General features: G+C 69.4%; 15 protein-coding genes. 5 read left to right on the forward strand and 10 right to left on the reverse strand.

Annotated elements, in window-relative coordinates; all coding sequences use genetic code 11:
- Positions 1-163 precede the first annotated feature (163 nt).
- The 3 genes from OG392_RS18480 to OG392_RS18490 all read left to right on the forward strand — a co-directional run bounded on the left by OG392_RS18480 (position 164) and on the right by OG392_RS18490 (position 3,108).
- On the forward strand, positions 164-1,240 hold the full coding sequence (locus tag OG392_RS18480) for a ParA family protein (RefSeq protein ID WP_329280760.1): 1,077 nt from the start codon (positions 164-166) through the stop codon (positions 1,238-1,240).
- The gene (locus OG392_RS18485) at positions 1,237-2,331 is read left to right on the forward strand and encodes a ParB/RepB/Spo0J family partition protein (RefSeq protein WP_329280763.1); all 1,095 of its coding nucleotides are present in this window, start codon (positions 1,237-1,239) and stop codon (positions 2,329-2,331) included. Before OG392_RS18480 ends, OG392_RS18485 begins: the two co-directional genes overlap by 4 nt.
- 159 nt (positions 2,332-2,490) lie before the next feature.
- Entirely contained in the window at positions 2,491-3,108 is a 618-nt protein-coding gene (locus OG392_RS18490; protein WP_329280765.1) for a GNAT family N-acetyltransferase, read from the forward strand.
- A 125-nt stretch (positions 3,109-3,233) separates the two neighbouring features.
- Here the strand turns inward: OG392_RS18490 and trxA are convergent, their stop codons facing one another.
- The 7 genes from trxA to OG392_RS18525 form a co-directional block, all read right to left on the reverse strand.
- Positions 3,234-3,566: a thioredoxin gene (trxA, locus tag OG392_RS18495; RefSeq protein WP_329280767.1), complete on the reverse strand. Its 333-nt coding sequence runs from the start codon at positions 3,564-3,566 to the stop codon at positions 3,234-3,236.
- 45 nt (positions 3,567-3,611) lie between these two features.
- Positions 3,612-4,577 carry a thioredoxin-disulfide reductase gene (trxB, locus tag OG392_RS18500; RefSeq protein WP_329280769.1) on the reverse strand — a complete coding sequence of 322 codons (966 nt, stop codon included), beginning with the start codon at positions 4,575-4,577 and terminating at the stop codon, positions 3,612-3,614.
- 139 nt (positions 4,578-4,716) lie between these two features.
- Positions 4,717-5,679 carry a hypothetical protein gene (locus tag OG392_RS18505; RefSeq protein WP_329280771.1) on the reverse strand — a complete coding sequence of 321 codons (963 nt, stop codon included), beginning with the start codon at positions 5,677-5,679 and terminating at the stop codon, positions 4,717-4,719.
- Positions 5,676-6,380, reverse strand: coding sequence for an RNA polymerase sigma factor SigM (sigM, locus tag OG392_RS18510; protein ID WP_443054808.1), 705 nt, complete (start codon positions 6,378-6,380; stop codon positions 5,676-5,678). Before sigM ends, OG392_RS18505 begins: the two co-directional genes overlap by 4 nt.
- 25 nt (positions 6,381-6,405) lie before the next feature.
- Positions 6,406-8,094, reverse strand: a complete 1,689-nt coding sequence (locus OG392_RS18515; protein WP_329280773.1) for a protein kinase family protein — start codon at positions 8,092-8,094, stop codon at positions 6,406-6,408.
- 118 nt (positions 8,095-8,212) lie between these two features.
- On the reverse strand, positions 8,213-10,450 hold the full coding sequence (murJ, locus tag OG392_RS18520) for a murein biosynthesis integral membrane protein MurJ (protein WP_329280775.1): 2,238 nt from the start codon (positions 10,448-10,450) through the stop codon (positions 8,213-8,215).
- Between the two features lie 45 nt (positions 10,451-10,495).
- Positions 10,496-12,874, reverse strand: coding sequence for a DUF6049 family protein (locus OG392_RS18525; RefSeq protein WP_329280778.1), 2,379 nt, complete (start codon positions 12,872-12,874; stop codon positions 10,496-10,498).
- Between the two features lie 210 nt (positions 12,875-13,084).
- Here OG392_RS18525 and OG392_RS18530 point away from each other — a divergent pair, with 210 nt between their 5' ends.
- Positions 13,085-14,551, forward strand: coding sequence for a CCA tRNA nucleotidyltransferase (locus OG392_RS18530; RefSeq protein WP_329280780.1), 1,467 nt, complete (start codon positions 13,085-13,087; stop codon positions 14,549-14,551).
- Positions 14,552-14,631: 80 nt separating this feature from the next.
- Here OG392_RS18530 and OG392_RS18535 read toward each other — a convergent pair whose 3' ends face one another.
- The 3 genes from OG392_RS18535 to OG392_RS18545 form a co-directional block, all read right to left on the reverse strand.
- A complete protein-coding gene (locus OG392_RS18535; RefSeq protein WP_329280782.1) occupies positions 14,632-15,891 on the reverse strand; it encodes an MFS transporter in 1,260 nt (419 codons plus the stop codon).
- Positions 15,892-15,966: 75 nt separating this feature from the next.
- Entirely contained in the window at positions 15,967-17,049 is a 1,083-nt protein-coding gene (locus OG392_RS18540) for an inositol-3-phosphate synthase (protein ID WP_329280784.1), read from the reverse strand.
- 48 nt (positions 17,050-17,097) lie between these two features.
- On the reverse strand, positions 17,098-17,778 hold the full coding sequence (locus OG392_RS18545) for a PadR family transcriptional regulator (protein WP_329280786.1): 681 nt from the start codon (positions 17,776-17,778) through the stop codon (positions 17,098-17,100).
- Positions 17,779-18,150: 372 nt separating this feature from the next.
- Between OG392_RS18545 and OG392_RS18550 the strand changes: the two genes are divergently transcribed.
- Entirely contained in the window at positions 18,151-20,919 is a 2,769-nt protein-coding gene (locus OG392_RS18550; protein ID WP_329280788.1) for a transglycosylase domain-containing protein, read from the forward strand.
- Positions 20,920-20,939: the final 20 nt, after the last annotated feature.

Here is a 20,939-nt window from a genome sequence, read left to right on the forward strand (position 1 = left end):
ACGTCGCTCACTGCTGCAGGGGATCATCAGCCGCGGTCGCGCGGCTGCCGCGCCCCGGGACCGTAGACCCCGCGTGAACCCACCCGCGAGGGTTACGGAGATGTCCACAGAGGTGGATTCACCCACAGAACCACCGGCCTCGCTGGTTCACGACCCCGAAAGCATGGCAGGCTCTCCCCATCGCGAGCCTGAAGCCGAGGAGAGTGAATCCTTGCGGTCCGACGCCAACATCGCGGGACCGATGACCGATCCGGTCCCCGGTCCCCGAACCGAATCGGTGGGGGAGGATGTTTCACGTGAAACACCGCCCCCGATGGACGACACCCCCATTGGTCGTGCTGCCCAGCTGGCAGTAGAGGCCCTGGGTCGTGCCGGTGAGGGACTTCCCCGCCCGGCACAGACTCGCGTGATGGTGGTCGCCAATCAGAAGGGCGGCGTGGGTAAGACGACCACGACGGTCAACCTTGCCGCGTCCCTCGCCCTGCACGGTGCCCGGGTCCTGGTCATCGACCTCGACCCGCAGGGCAACGCCTCCACGGCGCTCGGCATCGACCACCACGCCGAGGTCCCTTCGATCTACGACGTTCTCGTGGACAGCAGGCCGCTCTCCGAAGTCGTGCAGCCGGTCATGGATGTCGAGGGCCTGTTCTGCGCCCCCGCCACCATCGACCTCGCCGGCGCGGAGATCGAGCTGGTGTCGCTCGTGGCCCGTGAGAGCCGCCTTCAGCGGGCGATCCAGGCCTACGAGCAGCCGCTCGACTACATCCTGATCGACTGCCCGCCCTCGCTCGGTCTCCTCACGGTCAACGCCATGGTGGCCGGAGCCGAGGTGCTGATCCCGATCCAGTGCGAGTACTACGCCCTGGAGGGGCTCGGCCAGCTTCTGCGGAACGTCGACCTGGTCCGGGGGCACCTCAACCCGGCGCTCCATGTCTCGACGATCCTGCTCACCATGTACGACGGCCGGACGAGGCTCGCCTCCCAGGTCGCCGACGAGGTGCGTACCCACTTCGCCGAGGAGGTGCTGCGGACCAGCATCCCGAGGTCCGTCCGCATCTCGGAGGCACCGAGCTACGGGCAGACGGTCCTCACCTACGACCCGGGCTCCAGTGGTGCCCTGTCGTATCTCGAAGCGGCGCGGGAGATCGCCCTGCGGGGGGCCGCCGTGCACTACGACCCGCAGCACGCCCATGCCGGGCATCAGAACCACCAGCGCAGCATGTCGGAGGGGATCCAGTGAGTGAGCGACGTAGGGGATTGGGGCGTGGGCTCGGTGCGCTGATTCCCGCTGCTCCCCAGGAACGGCAGTCGCCGTCGGGCGGCGTGGGCGTGGTCTCGCCCGGTGCGGCTCCCGGCATGCCCTCGGACCGGGGGGTGGCAGCCGCGAAGCTGGCGTCCCTCCCGCAGAGTGCGCAGTCCCCGGAATCGGCTCCGTCATGGAACGACGCCGAGTCGGCGGTCCGGCCGGAGCCCCCGGCGGGTGCCTACTTCACCGAGCTTCCGCTCGACTCCATCGTTCCCAACCGGCACCAGCCGCGTGAGGTCTTCGACGAGGACGCCCTGGCGGAACTCGTCGTCTCCATCAAGGAGGTCGGCCTCCTCCAGCCCGTGGTCGTGCGCAAGACCGATGGCGACAGCTATGAGCTGGTCATGGGTGAGCGGCGTCTGCGGGCGTCCAAGGAAGCGGGCCTTGAGCGGATCCCGGCGATCGTCCGGGATACCGACGACGAGAAGATGCTCCTGGACGCGCTCCTGGAGAACCTCCACCGCGCCCAGCTGAACGCGATCGAAGAGGCCCACGCCTACGAGCAGCTGCTCAAGGACTTCGGCTGCACCCACGATCAGCTCGCGGAGCGGATCGGGCGGTCCCGCCCGCAGATCTCCAACACGCTGCGACTGCTGCGCCTCTCTCCGCCGGTGCAGCGCCGGGTCGCCGCCGGAGTGCTCTCCGCCGGCCACGCGCGGGCGCTGCTCGGTGTCGACGACCCGGAGGCCCAGGACAAGCTGGCGTACCGGATCGTCTCCGAGGGTCTCTCGGTGCGTACCGTCGAGGAGATGGTGAGCCTCATGGGCTCCGAGGAGCCCGGCGATGCGGTGAAGCCGACGAAGCCGCGTGCCGGTGGCCGCGTCTCGCCCGCGCTCACGGATCTCGCCTCCCGTCTTTCGGACCGCTTCGAGACCCGGGTGAAGGTCGACCTGGGACAGAAGAAGGGAAAGATCGTCGTCGAGTTCGCCTCGGTGGAGGATCTGGACCGGATCCTGGCGACCCTGGCCCCCGGTGAGGGACGGGTCATGGACCAGAAGAGCACCGAGAAGGGGGCGGAGGGCTGACGCCTGCCGCTGTCCAAGGTCGCTGAGGGCAGGCTGTGTTCCGGGATCACCGGAACACAGCCCGCCCTTTGCCTGTGAGCGGTGTCGTCCCGATCGGCCGATCGATACGATTCCAGGAGGCGTATCCGTACTCGATCGCGAGGGAAGTGAGGCGCGGCCGTGGGGCGTCGGCTCGTACCGCTCACGCTGGACAACCTTCCGGATCTGCCCAAGCGGTGTCGCTCCTGCGTGTTCTGGGAGCTCGACCCGGTCAGCGGGGAAGCCGCGGTGAAGGCCGGGCGGGCGGAGCGGGAGAAGGAGGCCTGGATCTCGGGCGTTCTCCTGGAGTGGGGCTCCTGTGGCCGTGTGGTCTATGTCGACGAGGTGCCCGTCGGCTACGTCCTCTACGCTCCCCCGGCCTATGTGCCGCGTTCCATCGCCTTCCCCACGAGCCCTGTCGCGGCCGATGCCGCGCAGTTGATGACTGCGTGGATCATGCCGGGATATCAGGGGCAGGGGCTCGGCCGGATGGTCGTACAGACCGTGGCCAAGGATCTGCTGCGGAGGGGCTTCAAGGCCATCGAGGCGTTCGGTGACGCCCGGTGGAAGGAGCCGGCCTGTGTGCTGCCGGCCGAGCATCTGCTGGCGGTGGGCTTCAAGACGGTGCGGCCGCATCCGGCCTTCCCCAGGCTGCGGCTGGAACTCCGGACGACGCTCTCCTGGAAGGAGGACGTCGAGATGGCGCTCGACCGGCTCCTCGGCGCGGTCCAGAAGGAACCCGTCCTGCGTCCTCTGTAGCTCGGGACACGAAGCCGGTCCGCTCGGGACATGAGAACGGCCCGCCCCCGAAGGGGCGGGCCGTTCTGTTTCACGTGAAACGCTGCGTCCGCTTCACGGTTTCACGTGAAACAGACGCCGGAGCGTCAGGCCTTGCTCGGCTCGACGAAGCCCTCGAGGTCGCGCAGGATGGCGGCCTTCGGCTTGGCACCGACGATCGTCTTCACGACCTCGCCGCCCTGGTAGACGTTGAGCGTCGGGATGGACATGACGCCGTACTTGGCGGCCGTGGCCGGGTTCTGGTCGATGTTGAGCTTCACGATCTCGATCTCGCCGTGCTCGGCGGCGATGGCCTCCAGCGACGGGGCGATCTGGCGGCACGGGCCGCACCACTCGGCCCAGAAGTCCACCAGGACGGGCTTGTCGCTCTTGAGGACGTCCTCTTCGAAGGAAGCGTCGGTCACAGTCTTCAGGGCCACAGCGGCCTCCTTGATCTCGCGGGGTGTGGGTGAGGAGAGACGGGGTCAGACCGCAGGGGTCTCGGCCAGCTTCTCGCTGTCGGCGAGTGCGGCCAGGAAGCGCTCGGCGTCCAGCGCGGCGGAGCAGCCGGTGCCGGCGGCCGTGATGGCCTGACGGTAGGTGTGGTCGACGACATCGCCGGCGCCGAAGACACCCGTGAGGTTGGTGCGCGTCGACGGGGCGGCGACCTTGAGGTAGCCCTCCTCGTCGAGGTCCAGCTGGCCCTTGAAGAGCTCGGTCCGCGGGTCGTGGCCCACGGCGATGAAGAGGCCGGTGACCGGGAGCTGACGGGTCTCGCCGGTCTTCGTGTCGCGCAGGGTCAGGCCGCTGAGCTTCTGCTCACCGTGGATCTCGGTGACCTCGCTGTCCCAGGCGAAGGAGATCTTCGGGTCGGCGAAGGCGCGCTCCTGCATGGCCTTCGAGGCACGCAGGCTGTCCCGGCGGTGGACGATGGTGACCGTCTTGGCGAAGCGCGAGAGGAAGGTGGCCTCCTCGATCGCGGTGTCGCCGCCGCCGACGACGGCGATGTCCTGGTCCTTGAAGAAGAACCCGTCGCAGGTGGCGCACCAGGAGACACCGCGGCCGGAGAGAGCGTCCTCGTTGGGGAGGCCGAGCTTGCGGTGCTGCGAGCCGGTGGTGACGATGACGGCCTTGGCGCGGTGCACGGTGCCGGCGGTGTCGGTGACGGTCTTGATCTCACCGGACAGGTCCACGGCGATGATGTCGTCCGGGATGAGCTCGGCGCCGAACCGCTCGGCCTGGGCCCGCATGTTGTCCATCAGGTCCGGGCCCATGATGCCGTCACGGAAGCCGGGGAAGTTCTCGACCTCGGTCGTGTTCATGAGCGCGCCACCGGCGGTGACGGCCCCTTCGAAGACCAGGGGGTTCAGCGACGCTCGGGCGGTGTAGAGCGCAGCGGTGTAACCCGCGGGCCCGGAGCCGATAATGATCACGTTACGGACGTCGCTCACGGGTTTCTTCCTCGTCTCTGCAGACTGGCACTGCCTACGGGGGCGGTTGTCTCGGTCACTCTCACCCCACCCAACGGATCCTAAGGGGCGTACATTCCCGAAACTGCCGCGCGGCACCGTCGCCGGAGGAGGAGAGGGGTCAGGAGCGGGGATACGTGTCGCTGAACAGCAGATCAGCGTCGGCGCTTCCGCTCCCGGACGTCCGCTTCGCGCAGGAGGCGTCGACCACATAGGCCTGGACCCGCTTGCTGTCCGCCGGGTCGTTGAGGACCAGCAGATAGGCGGGCTTTCCCTGGTATTCGCCCTGCTCGTGCCTCAGAACCGCGTCGGAGCGGCCGGTGCCGGCGAGGACGCAGCCGGGAACGGCACTGTCCCTGTTCCGCTCGGGGACCTGGCTCCCGGTCTCGGCGGACATCGACTCCGGACCGATCGCTCGGGGTGTCCCGGCGGAAGCGTCTTCTGTCAGGAGCGCGCGGACCCGGTCCTCGACCGGGGAGCCTGAGAAGGGGCTGAGTGACGCCCCTGCCACGCTGTCGGCCTTCCGGGTGTCTCCCGCCTCACCACCGGCGGTCACGTTGCCCGCCTGGCTGAGGTAGAGGCTCGTGCCGAGGACCACGGCACCGAAGGCGGCGCCGAGCGTCGAGAGCAGGGCGATACGACGGCGGCGGGGCCTCCCGGCCCGTCCGGGGCCGCTGGCAGCCCCGGAGCGGCCGGCCGGACGGTCGGTGCCGCGGCCGGCGGGGCGGTCCGTGGCAGGGGTGGGAGGGCCCGTGGGAGCCGCTGCGGACGGGGCGGGCGATGTTTCACGTGAAACGGGGGCGTCGCTCTCCGGCGTGGTGGCGTTGAGGAGGGCTTCGGCGGCGAGGGCGGCGTCGATCCGCCCGGCGATCTCCGCAGGCATGCGGGGCGGCCCGGGAAGGGTGCCGAGCAGGCCTCGGATCTCCTCCAAGGAAGTGCGTACATCCGCGCAGAGGGGGCATGCGTCGACATGGCGGCGGACGGCGGCCGAGCGGGTCGGTGAGAGGAGCCCCTCGGTCAGATCGGAGATTTCCGAGACGTCCGGGTGCTGTGTGGTGTTGGCCCTGCCGGCCGTGGAAGTCACGTGCGCCCACCTCCGCCCTTCACAGCAGCTGGATCAGTCGTTCCGGTGTCCGTCGGCCCCGGCACCGGTGGGACGGATGTCCCCGGCGTCCGGTTCCTTCCCCCATCGAGGGCTTCGTTACCCACGGTGTCGGCGCGCAGATGAGTGACCATCGGAAGCAGTCGTGCCCTCCCGCGCGCACAGCGGCTCTTCACCGTGCCGGTGGGAACGCCGAGGATACGGGCCGCCTCCGCGACCGGGTATCCCTGCATGTCGACCAGGACGAGGGCGGCACGCTGATCGGCGGGGATCGAAGCCAGCGCGGCGAGGACTTCACGGTGGACGTCCAGGCGCTCCACGGGAGCCTCGGCGGACTCGTGCGGTTCGAGGAGCTGCTCGAACCGGTCGTTGTCCTCGACGGGTGAGGTCTTGCGCGAGGCCGCTTTGCGCAGACGGTCGAGACAGGCGTTGACCGTGATGCGGTGAAGCCACGTGGTGACGGCCGACTGGCCGCGGAAGGTGTGGGCGGCCCGGAAGGCCGACAACAGGGCGTCCTGGACCGCGTCAGCGGCCTCCTCGCGGTCCCCCAGGGTCCGCAGGGCCACCGCCCAGAGCCGGTCGCGGTGGCGCCGTACGAGCTCACCGAAGGCGTCGGGATCTCCGGCGACATGGCGAGCCAGGAGTTCCTGGTCGCCCGTGGCGTCGTCTATCGGTCGGTCCAACGGTGAGCCCCCTCCCCTGCGGTCGTCAGCCCATGATCTTGACTTCGCTCAGCTTGCCCCGGTAGCCCCCGTCGTTGGAGGGCAGCTCGGTCAGCCACACGAGAACGTAGCGGGTCGTGACGGGCTTGGTGAGTTTCAGGGCGACCTGGCTGCCCTGTCCCTTCGCCTGGGTGGTGTACGCGTCCGGCTGGGACGGCTGCGACGTCGCGTCGGACGGTGCCGTGCGCAGCTCCACCGAGGTGTCGCCGACGAACGACAGGTCGACCTCGCTGACGTTCTGCGCCTTGCCCAGGTCGAGCACGAGGCCCACGCCGGTCTTCAGATTGGCGAAACCGAGGCCGCGGTAGTTCTCGGTGTACCAGTACGTGCTGGGATCGCCGTCGTAGGCGAGGTCTATGGCCTGGGGCTTCTCGGAGCCGTTCCCCAGCGGGTCGAAGTCCTGAGCCGACTCGATGGCGACCGGCTTGAGGGGCGCGGGCTTCTCGTCGACCGTCGGCGTCGGACCCGGAGTCTCCTTCTGCCCGGAGTCCGCCGCGAGGAGCCGGTCGGCGATCTGCCAGCTGCCGAGGCCGAGAGCCGCGATCAGGAGAGCGGACACGGCCCACTTCAAGGCCCTGCCGGTACGGCTCTGCAGCGGGGGCGGCGGTACGACCACCGGCTGGGTGGCCGCGGGATGCACCTGGGGACGCCCGTACGTGCCCTGCTGGTACGTCGTGCGCTGGTACTCGGGCGGAGCGGTGAACTCGGGCTCCGGGGGCCTCACCCGGGGCATGGCGGCCACGGCCTTGGCCAGCTCGTCCGGAGTGGTGCAGGGAGGCTCCTGGCGCGAGGCGGTGGCCCCGTCGTTGGCCAGGGCGCGCATGGCGATCTCCGAGAGGCCCCGGTGGACACCCGCGCGGACCTGGTCGGGCGGGAGCAGGCCGACGCCCTTGGGCAGGCCGGAGAGTCCGTAGGCGTCGCTGTCGTACGGCCAGCGCTGGGTGAGCGCGGCGTACAGGAGCGCGCCGATGGCCTCGGTGTCACTGCGCTGAGGACGTTCGGCGGTGATGCCGCGCAGGGCGGCGTTCACGGCCAGGCCGCGGATCCGGTACTGGCCGGTGGAGCTGCGCAGGACGGCGCTCGGCGTGAGCCGGAGGTGGGCGAGGCCTTCCCGGTGGGCGGCGGCCATGGCCTGGGAGACCTGGCTCACGAGCTGGTAGGCGTCGTGCGGCTCCAGCGGGCCGGCCGCGAGGAGCGCGGTCAGCTCGGTGGAGTCGGGCAGCCATTCGTGCACGACGTACACGAGGTCGTTCTCCTCGACGGCGTCGAGGACCTGCACGAAGCGGGGGTCACCGAGGAGGGCCGAGGAACGGGCCGCGGCCAGGACCGAACGGGCCCGGGGATGGTCGGCGGGCAGCAGGTGGACCCCGACGGCACGCCGTAGTTTCTCGTCGACGGCACGCCAGCTGCTAAAGCCGTCCAGACGGGTGACGCACTCCTCCAGCCGGTAACGCCGGGCCAGTTTGTGGCCGCTGTGCAGTTCCGGAGCCGTGATGGAGGGCTGTTCGCCGCTCTGTCGTTCGACCGCCTTCTTCTCCGTGGCCTCGGCGGACTGTTCCGCCGCCTTCTGCTTTTCCGCCACCCCGTCGGTCGCGGCCGTGTCCGCCTTGGCGGTCAGCGGGTCGTCACCGCTGTTGTCGGCCACGTCGACGGCAGCCGTGCTACGTTCCGCCACCGTCGTTCCTGCCTCCCCATCCGTTGCGCCACATCCAACAGCCAAGCCAATTGTGCCCACAGTCGGACGCTATGCACGACACGCGGTTCCCCCCGATGGTTGTGCGGGAGGTACAGGCTCAGCGTCCCAGACGCCCGCGCACCATTCCCACCAGGGTGTTCAGCTCCGCGATCCGCATGCGCCTGGCCGCGACGAAGAAGACTCCGAGCAGCACCGCTCCGCCGACGATCAGGGCGACGAGCGAGCCCAACGCCCCCTCGCCGAGGAGCTTCAGCAGTCCGAAGCCGACGGCGCCGGAGACGACGGCGGCGGGCACGGAGGCCATGCACAGGCGGGCGTAGGTCCGCAACACGTGGGTGCCGTCCAGGTCGCCGCCCAGGCGCTTGCGGAGGCGGCGCCAGGCGATGCCGACACCGACGGCGTAGGCGAGGCCGTACGAGGCGGCCATGCCGACGACGGCCCACTGGGCCGGCAGGACGACGTAACAGATCGCGGAGGCGGCCGCGTTGACGGCGGCGACGATGACCGTGTTGTAGAACGGCGTCCGGGTGTCCTCGTAGGCGTAGAAGCCTCGGAGCACGACGTACTGGACGGAGTACGGGATCAGACCGAGGCCGAAGGCCATCAGGATGAAGCCCATGCCCTGGGCCGCCTCGACGCCGCTGGAGGCGTAGAGGAGGGTGCACATCGGGACGCCGAGCGCCAGGAAGGCGAAGGAGACCGGGACGATCGCGACGGCCGAGTTGCGCAGGCCCTGCGAGATGTCGTCCCGGACGGCGCCCGGGTCGTTGTCGTGAGCGGCGCGGGAGATCCGGGGCAGCAGCGCGGCCATGACGGAGACCGTGATGATGGCCTGCGGCATGCCCCAGATCAGCTGGGCGTTGGAGTACGCGAGGAAGCCCGCGCCGTTCTTTCCGGACTCCTCACCGGCCGCCGTGGCGAGCTGGGTGACGACCAGGACGCCCGCCTGGTTGGCGAGCACGAAGAGCACGGTCCACTTGGCGAGCTTGACCGTCTTGCCGAGGCCGTGGCCCTTCCAGTCGAACCGGGGCCGGAATCGGAAGCCGGTCTCCCGGAGGTACGGGATCATCGCCAGGGCCTGGACGACGAGTCCGAGCAGGGTGCCGATGCCGAGCAGGCGGATGCCGTCGTCGGGGATGGTCTGCACACCCATGTGGGACTCGGCGGAGGTGCCGTAGACCCAGATGAACAGGCCGAAGGTGACGATCATGACGATGTTGTTGAGGACCGGGGTCCACATCATCGCGCCGAACTTGCCGCGTGCGTTGAGGATCTGACCCATCACTACATGCACGCCCATGAAGAAGATCGTGGGCAGGCAGTAGCGGGCGAAGGTCACCGCCACGCTGTTGGCCGCGGCGTCGTCGGCGATGGTGTTCGACATCAGCCGGATGAGCAGGGGCGCCGCGAAGACGGCCAGGACCACGATCGCGCCGAGCGCCACCATCACCAGGGTGAGCAGGCGGTTGGCGTAGGCCTCGCCGCCGTCCTCGTCGTTCTTCATCGAGCGGACGAGCTGCGGGACGAAGACCGAGTTGAGGCCGCCGCCGACGGTGAGGATGTAGATCATCGTCGGCAGGGTGTAGGCGATGGTGAAGGTGTCACCGAGCAGGGCGGCGCCGAGCGCTCCGGTGATCACCAGGCTGCGGACGAAGCCGGTGAGCCGGGAGACCAGGGTGCCGGCGGCCATGACCGCGCTGGACTTGAGCAGTCCTGAGGCGCGGCTGGACTTCTTGGCGGCGGGGGCGGGCATGGGATCCGGCTCCGGGGCGGGCGGGGGCACCTGTCCGGGGGTCTGCTGGTCCCGGTAGAGGTGCGCGAAGGCGTCCGGCTCGGGCTCCTCCTCGCCGGCCCGGGTCACCAGGTCGTCGACACCGGTGAACTGGACGGTGCGCGCGTCGTCGCCGTACGGCAGGTGGCGGGAGGGGCCCTCGGGCTCCGGCGCCGGCGTCTGGGCCCACACCCGGGGGTCGGGGGCGTGGTGGGGTGCGGCCGGCTGCTGGTAGAGCGGCTGCGGCTCCGGGTACATGCCGGGCGGGGGCGGCGGGTGCGCGGCGCGGTCGTAGAGCGCCTCGGTCACCGGATCCTGTGCGGAGAGGTCCTGGGCCTGGTACGGGTCGTGGGTGAAGACATCCTGGACGTAGGGGTCCTGGACGTACGGGTTCTGCTGGTAGCCGTCCTGCGTGTAGGGGGCGTGCCCCTGCGGGCCGGGGCCGCCCGGCGGTGGGGGCGGCACCGGCGGCTGGCCGGAGCCGGGGGGTGGCGCGGGCGTCCCACCGGACGGCGGGGTGCCGCCCGCACCCTGGCCGCGGTCACCGTCGTACGGCGCGTTCATGGTTACCCCACCTCATCGTTTCCGGCCGACCGGCCACGACATCGCTCAACGGTCCACTTTCTCACCCGGGCCCGACGGGTCGCCGCTTTCGGGCCCGGTGTCCGGTGTCGGGTCACTCGGCTGCTCGGGTTCGTCCACGTCGGGATCCCCCGGAGAAGCCTCCGGCTTCCGCGGCGTGTCCGCCTCGGGAGCCGTCCCGGCATCCGCCCCGGATTCCGGCCGCGGCTCCGTCTCCGCCGCTTCGGCCTCGGCCTTCCGCGCGGCCACCCGCTTGCGCTGGCTGTACATCCGCACGCCGGCCAGGACGAGGAGGAGGACTCCACCGGCGATCACGAGCATCACCGTGGCGGTGATCTCGGAGACCTTCACGGTGAACGTCATCGGCTGCCCGTAGGGCGTGCCGTCCTCGGTGTAGAGCTGGGCCGTCATCGGCACCTGGCCGTTGACGGTGGCGGAGGCGGAGAACTTCACCGACTGGCTGTGGCCGCCGCTGATCCGCACGGGCAGCTCTTTGTACCGCTCGCCGCTCAGGTTGAGCCGGTTCTTGCTGCCGGAGGTGAGCCGCAGCACGAGATGGACGTCCTGCAGCAGCTTGTTCTGGACGGTCACGGGGATCGTCGCGCTACGGCCCGAGAGGGTGAGGTCGGACTTGTCGACCAGCTGAACCCCCTCGGTGAGCGTCTGCAGATACTCCAGGACGTTGATCCGGTAGAGCGCGGCGGCCCGGGCCTGCCCCCGCCACGAGGTCGACATCTCGCGGTTGATCGCGTTGCTGAACGGGGGCACGACGCGGTACTGGGCGGTGAGGATGACCTTGAAGTCGTCCAGCTCGTCGCGCGTGGTCTTCATGTCGCGGAAGGCCTGGACCGGAAGCTCGCGGTCGCGCAGCTTCTTCGGGTACCGGGAGCCGGGGGGCACCGCGGTGGAGGCGTCGGGGTCCGGCTTGGCCGCGGCGGCCGCCAGGAGGTCGCTGGGCTGGCTCCACCGCTTGGCGGCGAGCCCGCGCAGGGCGGTCGCCATGGTCTGCGCCTGGGCGACCGTCGGCACCCGCTGCGGGGCGACGACGATGCTGCGCTGGTCCTCCGGCTGCTCCAGGGTGACCGCGAGGGACTGGGCGAGGAACTCCTGGACCGCGAGGGTCGAGTTCTCCGTGCGGACCATGTCCCCCTCGAAGGCCGTGGACAGGAGCGCGTCGCTCACCACGGCGTTGGTGCCGTTGCTGAAGGGGCGGGCCGCGGTGGGCGTGTAGGGGAGGTCGTCGCGGACACTGTCGCTCCGTGCGATCACCTTGTCGGCACCGGCCGAGGTCGCCACCGCCACGATGGACGGGTCGACAGCCCCGTCGACGGGCCAGGCGAAGTCGGTGGCGGGCTGGACGTGGAGGATGGTCTCGACCGTCGTCCCGGCGAGGGCGGTCGCCGACTGCAGGTGTCCCAGCGAGCCGGGGACGTCCTTGCCGCGGTGGGCGAGGGAGGCCAGGTCGGGGTCGGCGAAGGGCAGGGCGACGACCTTGTGGCCCTGGACGGCCTTCTCCAGCGAGTCCAGCCAGCGTTGGGCGACGGCCTGGTGCTTGCCGGGGACGCGGAGGGTGCCGTTCTTGACGCGGTAGCCGTTCGCCATGGCGTCGACGGAGGCCAGGAGGTCCGGATCGACCACCCAGGTGACGGGGAGGTCCTTGCCCAGCGAGACGAGCTCGTCGAGCCGCCCGCCGGGCTTCAGCTCGGCCGCCAGGGTGTCGTCCTCGAACACCGGGGTCTGCTGGTCGTCCGTGGCCGTCTCGGCCGACACATGGGCCGAGGAGATCAGCGGCCAGAGGTACGTCAGCTGGGTCTTCTTCTCGGTGGGCTCGGGCTGGTACGGGACGAAGGTCCGCTCGATGCCGAGCACCCGGTCGTAGCGCTGGTCCGAGGTCTGCCCGGTGAGCGAGACGCCCAGCTGGTAGACGCCCGCCTCGTCGAGGCCGAGGTCGGAGACCGGTACGGAGAGGGAGAAGTCCGCGCTGAGGCCGGCACCGAGTCGGGGGATCTTGACCTCGGGGGCGTCGGCGAGGGGGGCGGGGTCGCTGTAGCGCCGGTAACCCGTGCGACCCGCCACCTGCTCGATCTCGCTGCGGCTCGTCATCTGTGGCCCGACGCGCAGGTCCACGGTCGCGTCGGTCACCGTCTTCTTGCTCCGGTTGGTCACCGTGCCGGTGATGGTGACCGTGTCTCCCTCGACGGGCGCGCTCGGCGCCAGCGTGTCGAGAGACACATCGACGGTCTTCGAGCCGGTGGCGTCGTCCGCGGCGAATGCCGGGGTGGACGTGGCCGGGGCCTGGAGGAGACCGGCGAGGAGCGGCGCCCCGAAGGCGACGGTGATCGTGCGCCGCAGCCATCGGCGGGCAGGTGAGGGACCGGTTCCCTGGATGTCTGCCGCCTCGGCCACGCGTTCGCCCGTCCTCGTCGTTGTCTCTGGTGTCAGTGGTGTGGATGGTTCCCGGTTGCTGTGTCCAGGCATGGTAACGAGGCACGCTGGGAGCAAGTGCCGGGGACTGCTCCAGGCGATCTTCGACAGGCTGCTCCGACGGCTCCCGGTGCACCGCCCACGGGAAAACGAGGACGTCGGCGGGGGCCGGGGCACGTACCCTTTTCTGTTGTGCCGAACGCCAACGAAGACACCCCGACTGCACTGAGCCAGGTGCAACGCCGCGCGGTCAGTGAACTGCTCCGTGTGTCCCCCGTCGCCGACGATCTCGCCAGCCGTTTCCAGGAGGCCGGGTTCAGCCTCGCGCTGGTCGGTGGCTCGGTACGGGACGCGTTGCTCGGCCGGCTCGGGAACGACCTGGACTTCACCACCGACGCCCGCCCCGAGGACGTATTGAAGATCGTCCGTCCGTGGGCCGACGCGGTGTGGGAGGTCGGCATCGCCTTCGGGACCGTCGGCTGCCAGAAGGAGGCCCGCGTCGGAGACCTCGATCAGAGCTATCAGATCGAGGTCACCACGTACCGCTCCGAGGCGTACGACCGGACCTCGCGCAAGCCCGAGGTCTCCTACGGCGACTCCATCGACGAGGACCTCGTCCGGCGTGACTTCACCGTCAACGCCATGGCCGTGGCCCTCCCGGAGAAGGAGTTCATCGACCCGTACGGCGGCCTCGAGGACCTCGCCGCCCGGGTGCTGCGTACGCCGGGTACGCCGGAGGCGTCCTTCTCCGACGACCCGCTGCGCATGATGCGGGCCGCGCGCTTCGCCGCTCAGCTGGACTTCGAGGTGGCCCCCGAGGTCGTCACGGCGATGAAGGAGATGTCCGGTCGGATCGAGATCGTCTCGGCCGAGAGGGTCCGTGAGGAGTTCAACAAGCTGCTGCTCTCCTCCCACCCGAGGAAGGGCCTGGGACTGCTCGTGGACACGGGGCTCGCCGAGCATGTGCTCCCCGAGCTGCCGGCGCTGCGGCTGGAGAGTGATGAGCACCACCGGCACAAGGACGTCTACGAGCACTCGCTGACCGTGCTCGACCAGGCCATCGACCTGGAGGAGGACGGTCCCGACCTGGTGCTGCGTATCGCGGCCCTGCTCCACGACATCGGCAAGCCGCGCACCCGTCGCTTCGAGAAGGACGGGCGGGTCTCCTTCCACCACCACGAGGTGGTGGGCGCGAAGATGACCAAGAAGCGCATGACGGCGCTCAAGTACTCCAACGAGATGATCAAGGACGTCTCGCGGCTCGTGGAACTGCATCTCCGCTTCCACGGCTACGGGACGGGCGAGTGGACCGACTCGGCCGTCCGCCGCTACGTCCGTGACGCCGGACCGATGCTCTCGCGTCTGCACAAGCTGACCCGCTCGGACTGCACCACCCGCAACAAGCGCAAGGCGGGCGCCCTCTCCCGCGCCTACGACGGCCTGGAGGACCGCATCGCCCAGCTCCAGGAGCAGGAGGAGCTCGACGCGATCCGTCCCGACCTCGACGGCAACCAGATCCAGGAAGTCCTGGGCATCGGCCCCGGCCCCGCCATCGGGCAGGCGTACAAGTTCCTGCTGGAGCTCCGGCTGGAGAACGGACCGATGGAGTACGACCAGGCCGTGGCCGCGCTCAAGGAGTGGTGGGCCGCGCAGGGCTGAGACTGGTCCGCGAAGGGTGATGTTTCACGTGAAACGTCGCCCGCGCGAGCGTCGAGAGGGGTGGTGTTTCACGTGAAACATCACCCCTCCGTGCGTTCCCCTCGCAGGGCCAGCGCGATCCCCGCGTAGAGCACGGCCACCAGCACGACCAGCAGCGCGGAGCGGCCGTCGGGCGGCAGCATCAGCGCCGCGACTCCCGCCGCGGCCACGAAGGCCACGTTGAACAGCACGTCGTACAGGGCGAAGACCCGCCCTCGGTAGGCGTCGTCCACGGAAGTCTGCACGACCGTGTCCGTCGCGATCTTGGATCCCTGGGTGGTGAGCCCGAGGACGAAGGCGGCGGCGAAGAAGGGCAGCGGGGCGAAGGTCAGGCCCAGAACCGGTTCGAGCACGGCAGCCGTTGCCGCGCACACCGTCATCCAGCCGAAGGGCCCGAGCCGCCCCACCGCCCACGGGGAGAGCAGTGCCGCCGCGAAGAATCCCGCGCCCGAGGTGCCGACGGCGATTCCGAGGAGCCCGAGGCCTTCGGACTCCGTGGAGCTCCACTCGTAGCGGCAGAGCATGAGCACAGTGACGAGCAGGGCGCCGTAACAGAAGCGCATGAGACCCACCGCGGCGAGGGCGCGGGCGGCAGGTCGTCGCTCGGAGAGGTGCCGTAGTCCCTCGCCCAGCCCCCGGGCCGTGGAGGCCAGGGCGGTACTGAGCCGCTGGGGCACGAGGGTCGGATCGGGGCCGAGGAGTTCCCGGGACATCCGGAGCGAGGCGAGGGCCGCGCAGAGGTAGAGGACGGCGCCGAAGGCCACCACGGCCGCGTCGGACTTGTCGGCGATCAGCTGGATGCCGAACGCGAGTCCGCCGCCCGCGGTCGCGGCGAGGGTGCCGGCGGTGGGGGAGAGCGAGTTCGCCACCACCAGCCGTTCGGCGTCGACGACGCGCGGCAGGGAGGCCGAGAGGCCCGCGAGGACGAAGCGGTTGACGGCCGTGACGGAGAGCGCGGAGGCGTAGAAGAGCCACTCGGGGACCGAGGCGAGGACCAGTACGGCTGTCCCGCCGGCGAGGACGGCCCGCAGGAGGTTGCCGTACAGGAACACCTGGCGGCGCTGCCAGCGGTCGAGGAGCACGCCCGCGAAGGGCCCGACGAGCGAGTACGGCAGCAGGAGGACAGCCATGGCGGAGGCGATGGCGGCGGGAGAGGTCTGCTTCTCGGGGGAGAACACGACGTACGTGGCCAGCGCCACCTGGTAGACGCCGTCGGCGCACTGGGAGAGCAGCCGGACGGCGAGCAGGCGGCGGAAGTTCGTCAGGCGCAGGAGTACGCGCAGATCACGTACGACGGACATGGCAGCAAGACTCACATACGAAGAGGGCCCCCGGGCAGTGCCGCGGGGACCCTCGATCGACAAGCGTGCGGCGCTTTAGCGCTCGACCTCACCCTTGATGAACTTCTCGACGTTGGCCAGGGCCTCGTCGTCGAAGTACTGCACCGGCGGGCTCTTCATGAAGTAGCTCGACGCGGAGAGGATGGGACCGCCGATGCCGCGGTCCTTGGCGATCTTCGCGGCGCGCAGGGCGTCGATGATGACACCCGCGGAGTTCGGGGAGTCCCACACCTCGAGCTTGTACTCGAGGTTCAGCGGAACGTCGCCGAAGGCGCGGCCCTCGAGGCGCACGTACGCCCACTTGCGGTCGTCCAGCCAGGCCACGTAGTCCGAGGGACCGATGTGGACGTTCTTCTCGCCCAGCTCGCGGTCGGGGATCTGCGAGGTGACGGCCTGCGTCTTCGAGATCTTCTTGGACTCGAGGCGGTCGCGCTCGAGCATGTTCTTGAAGTCCATGTTGCCGCCGACGTTGAGCTGCATCGTGCGCTCAAGACGGACACCGCGGTCCTCGAACAGCTTCGCCATCACGCGGTGCGTGATGGTGGCGCCGACCTGCGACTTGATGTCGTCGCCGACGATCGGGACGCCCGCCTCGGTGAACTTGTCAGCCCACTCCTTGGTGCCGGCGATGAAGACCGGAAGGGCGTTGACGAAGGCGACCTTGGCGTCGATGGCGGCCTGGGCATAGAACTTCGCCGCGTCCTCGGAACCCACCGGCAGGTAGCAGATGAGAACGTCGACCTGGCGGTCCTTGAGGATCTGGACGACGTCCACCGGCTCCTCGGCGGACTCCTCGATGGTCAGGCGGTAGTACTTGCCGAGACCGTCGAGCGTGTGACCGCGCTGGACCGTGATGCCCTTGTTCGGGACGTCACAGATCTTGATGGTGTTGTTCTCGCTGGCGCCGATGGCGTCCGAGAGGTCGAGGCCGACCTTCTTCGCGTCGACGTCGAAGGCGGCGACGAACTCGATGTCACGGACGTGGTAGTCGCCGAACTGGACGTGCATCAGGCCGGGGACCTTGGCCGCCGGGTCGGCGTCCTTGTAGTACTCGACGCCCTGAACCAGCGAGGCGGCGCAGTTGCCCACGCCGACGATGGCTACGCGAACCGAACCCATTCCGGTTGCTCCCTGTGTGATCGTGGAAGCCCTGCTGTGCGCAGGGTTTCACTTGGTGGTGTCGTCGGACGGATCCGGCCGGGTACTGCCCCCGTGCCGGGGCAGGCCGCCCGTTTCTCCAGAATCGTTGTCGTGCAGAGCGGGGGCGTCGGGGCCGGATCGCTGATCCCGCCCTGCCCGCTCGCTCTCGATGAGCTCGTTCAGCCAGCGCACTTCGCGCTCCACGGACTCCATACCGTGGCGCTGCAGCTCAAGCGTGTAGTCGTCGAGGCGCTCGCGGGTCCGGGCCAGGGAGGCGCGCATCTTCTCCAGACGCTCCTCCAGCCGGCTGCGGCGGCCTTCGAGGACCCGCATCCGCACCTCGCGTTCGGTCTGCCCGAAGAAGGCGAACCGTGCGGCGAAGTGCTCGTCCTCCCAGGCGTCCGGGCCGGTGTGGGACAGGAGCTCCTCGAAGTGCTCCTTACCCGCGGCCGTCAACCGGTAGACGATCTTGGCTCGGCGTCCTGCGAGTGAAGCGGCGAGGGCTTCCTCGGGAGCGCTGCCCGGTTCCTCGATCAACCAGCCGTTGGCGACCAGCGTCTTGAGGCAGGGATACAGCGTTCCGTAGCTGAAGGCCCGGAAGACGCCCAGCGAGGTGTTGAGGCGCTTCCGCAGCTCGTACCCGTGCATCGGAGCCTCGCGCAGCAGGCCGAGGACGGCGAACTCGAGGATGCCGGAGCGTCTGCTCATGTGCCGCCTCCTCCTCCGCCTTCGGGGTCCTTATGCCGTGCTGATGTATCGACTCGATACATCAGCACGATAGAACGGCCCGGAGGTCCCGACAAGTGGGCCCGCCGTGACCGGCGTCACATCATCAATTCACAGTGTTCGACTTGCCTGATTTGGGGTGAACTCCGGTCCTCCGCGGGTTTTGGCCGTGCGTAGTCTGTGCGGCATGCAGAACACCGGGAACCGAGCGCTGTCGTGGGGCGTCAGTGCTCCGGGTGACCGGCTGCGACACGGAGGGGCCTCCGATGAGGTTCCGGCCGTGCGCATTTCGGGGGGACCGGAACTCAACTGCCGCTTCCAGGCGTTCACGCCTGCCCGAGGAGTAGTCGTTCGATGAGCGAGCATCGTCGCAAAATGCCGCCGCAGCAGCCGCCGACGGGCGGTCGCGCGGCGGCACGGCGCGCTGCCCAGCAGCCGGTGGGCCGCAGGTCGGCCCCGGCCCATGACGTCGGTACGGAGGCCCCGTCGGCCTCGTACGGTCCCGGCTCCTCTCCCGGAGAGGAGCAGCGGCCCTACGGGGGTCGCGCGGAGGCCCGCAGGGCCGCCCAGCGCGGCAGCCGCCGGAAGGGAGCCGAGTCCGGCCCCGGAGGACCCGGTGGTCCCGGTGGCGGCCGCCGAGGCGGTGGCGGCGGTGGCGGCCGCGGCAGCGGTCCCGGCCGTGGCGCCGGCGGACGTCCGCCGGGCAAGAAGCGGATCATCGACTACCCCCGTTACGGCAAGTACGGCTGGCGTCGCTGGATGCCGTCGTGGAAGCTCGTGACGGGCACGTTCCTGTTCTTCATGGCCAGCCTGATGGGCGCGGCCGCGATCGCGTACTCGCAGGTGGACATCCCCGACGAGGCGCTGACCGCGAAGTCGCAGAACAACATCTACTACTGGGGCGACGGGTCCCGGATGGTCGCGACGGGCGACGGTACGAACCGCCAGATCGTCCAGTTCGACAAGATCCCGAAGTCCATGCAGAACGCCGTGATCTCGGCGGAGAACAAGACCTTCTGGGACGACTCCGGAATCGACCCCATGGGTATCGGCCGCGCCGTGTGGAACATGGCCAAGGGCGGCGAGACCCAGGGTGGTTCGACGATCACCCAGCAGTACGTGAAGAACAACCGTCTCGACGACCAGTCGCAGACCCTCAGCCGGAAGGTGAAGGAACTCTTCATCTCCATGAAGGTCGGCGGCGAGGTCGACAAGCCCGAAATCCTCGCCGGCTATCTGAACACCGCGTACTACGGCCGTGGTGCCTACGGTGTCCAGGCGGCGGCCCGCGCGTACTTCAACGTCGACGCCGAGAAGCTCAACCCCAGCCAGTCCGCGCTGCTCGCCGCGGTGCTCAAGGGCGCGACGTACTACGACCCCGCCGGCTACCCCGAGGTCGACTCCGAGGCCACACCCGAGAAGAACCTCGTGCGGGCCACCGCACGGTGGTCGTGGATTCTCGACGAGATGGAGAAGGACGGGCACCTCCCGGCCGCGGAGCGGGCGAAGTACACGACGTTCCCCAAGGTCGAGAAGCCCAAGAAGAACGCCAACCTCAGCGGTCAGATCGGCTATCTGGTCAACACCGCGAAGGCGAACATCAAGGCCCAGTTCGACATCACCGAGCAGGACCTGGAGCGCGGCGGCTACGAGATCTACACCACCTTCGACAAGACGAAGGTGAAGAACATGGAGGACTCGGTCTCGAAGATCCTCAAGGAGTACATCGACCCGAAGAAGCGTCCCGACACGGACACGAACGTGCAGTTCGGCGGCGCCTCCGTCGACACGGAGACCGGGAAGATCGTCGCCCTCTACGGCGGCACCGACGCGACCAAGCACTTCCGGAGCAACGCCGACAGCACCGGTGCCCAGGTCGGATCGACGTTCAAGCCGTTCGTCCTCGCCGCCGCGATGAGGGACGGTGTCCGGGACAAGACCCTGGGCCCGGTCCAGGACGCGTCCAGCCGCACCATCGTGGACCCGGACAAGAGCCGCTACTCCGGCAAGAACAAGCTGACGATCCGCAAGTACAACGGCGAGATCTGGCACAACGAGAAGGGCGAGGAGTGGCGTCAGACCAATGACGACGACGCGACCTACAAGGACATGACCTTGCGTCGCGCCATGGTCAAGTCGGCCAACTCGCCGTACGTACAGCTCGGTATGGACGTCGGGATCGACCAGGTGCGTAAGGCCGCCATCGACGCGGGCCTGCGCACCGAATCGCTCGTCGGGGGCGAGGTGCCCTCCTTCTCCCTCGGTATCTCCAGCCCGAGCGCCATTCGCATGGCGGGCGCCTACGCGACCTTCGCCAACGAGGGGAAGCAGAACGAGCCCTACTCGGTGGAGACCGTCAAGAAGAACGACGTGGTCATCAAGCAGCACGAGACGGAGACCAAGAACCCCTTCTCCCCGGCCGTCGCCAACAACGTCACCGACGTCCTCCGTTCCGTCGTGGAGGACGAGGAGGGCACCGGCAGGAAGGCCCGCATCCCCGGTCGCCAGGTGGCCGGCAAGACGGGTACCACCGACGGCAACAAGTCGGCCTGGTTCGTCGGATACACCCCGCAGCTGTCGACCGCGATCGACATGTTCCGCTTCGACGACGACGACACGAAGAAGAACCGCCAGTTCCAGGAGATGTTCGGCACGGGTGACCAGCCGAAGATCCACGGTTCGTCGTTCCCGTCGCGGATCTGGCAGGACTACATGACCGAGGCCGCGGCGAGCTACCGGGAGGTCAAGACCTTCCCGAAGCCGGAGAAGCTCGAGGGTGCCGAGGCCGTCTTCGGCGGTGGCGCGGCCAGCCCGACGCCGACCCCCACGGCCACCCCGACGCCGACCGAGAGTTCGGCCACGCCGACGACGTCCGCGCCGACCACCACGCCGCCGCCCACGACGACCGCGCCGACGACGACGCGGACGCCGAAGCCGGGCAAGACGACCTGTGGTGTCTGGGGCTGGGGCTGCACGGAGGACCCGGGCGATCCCGGTGGCAACACCGGTGAGCCCACCACCTCGCCACCCACCACCGGCACACCGACGGGGACGGGCACACCGACCGACAACGGTCCGGGCGGCGGAAACGGGCGCCCAGGCAGCGGGAGCCTGGTTCCCTGACCCCCGCCGGGGCACCGCCC

The organism is Streptomyces sp. NBC_00691, assembly GCF_036226665.1.
Classification (GTDB): domain Bacteria; phylum Actinomycetota; class Actinomycetes; order Streptomycetales; family Streptomycetaceae; genus Streptomyces.

What these genes read in the sequence shown, in the direction of transcription:
- OG392_RS18540 (WP_329280784.1), bottom strand. Translation starts at nt 17,049, where the DNA reads ATGGGTTCGGTTCGCGTAGCCATCGTCGGCGTGGGCAACTGCGCCGCC.
- OG392_RS18550 (WP_329280788.1), top strand. Translation starts at nt 18,151, where the DNA reads ATGAGCGAGCATCGTCGCAAAATGCCGCCGCAGCAGCCGCCGACGGGC.
- OG392_RS18535 (WP_329280782.1), bottom strand. Translation starts at nt 15,891, where the DNA reads ATGTCCGTCGTACGTGATCTGCGCGTACTCCTGCGCCTGACGAACTTC.
- murJ (WP_329280775.1), bottom strand. Translation starts at nt 10,450, where the DNA reads ATGAACGCGCCGTACGACGGTGACCGCGGCCAGGGTGCGGGCGGCACC.
- OG392_RS18545 (WP_329280786.1), bottom strand. Translation starts at nt 17,778, where the DNA reads ATGAGCAGACGCTCCGGCATCCTCGAGTTCGCCGTCCTCGGCCTGCTG.
- OG392_RS18480 (WP_329280760.1), top strand. Translation starts at nt 164, where the DNA reads ATGGCAGGCTCTCCCCATCGCGAGCCTGAAGCCGAGGAGAGTGAATCC.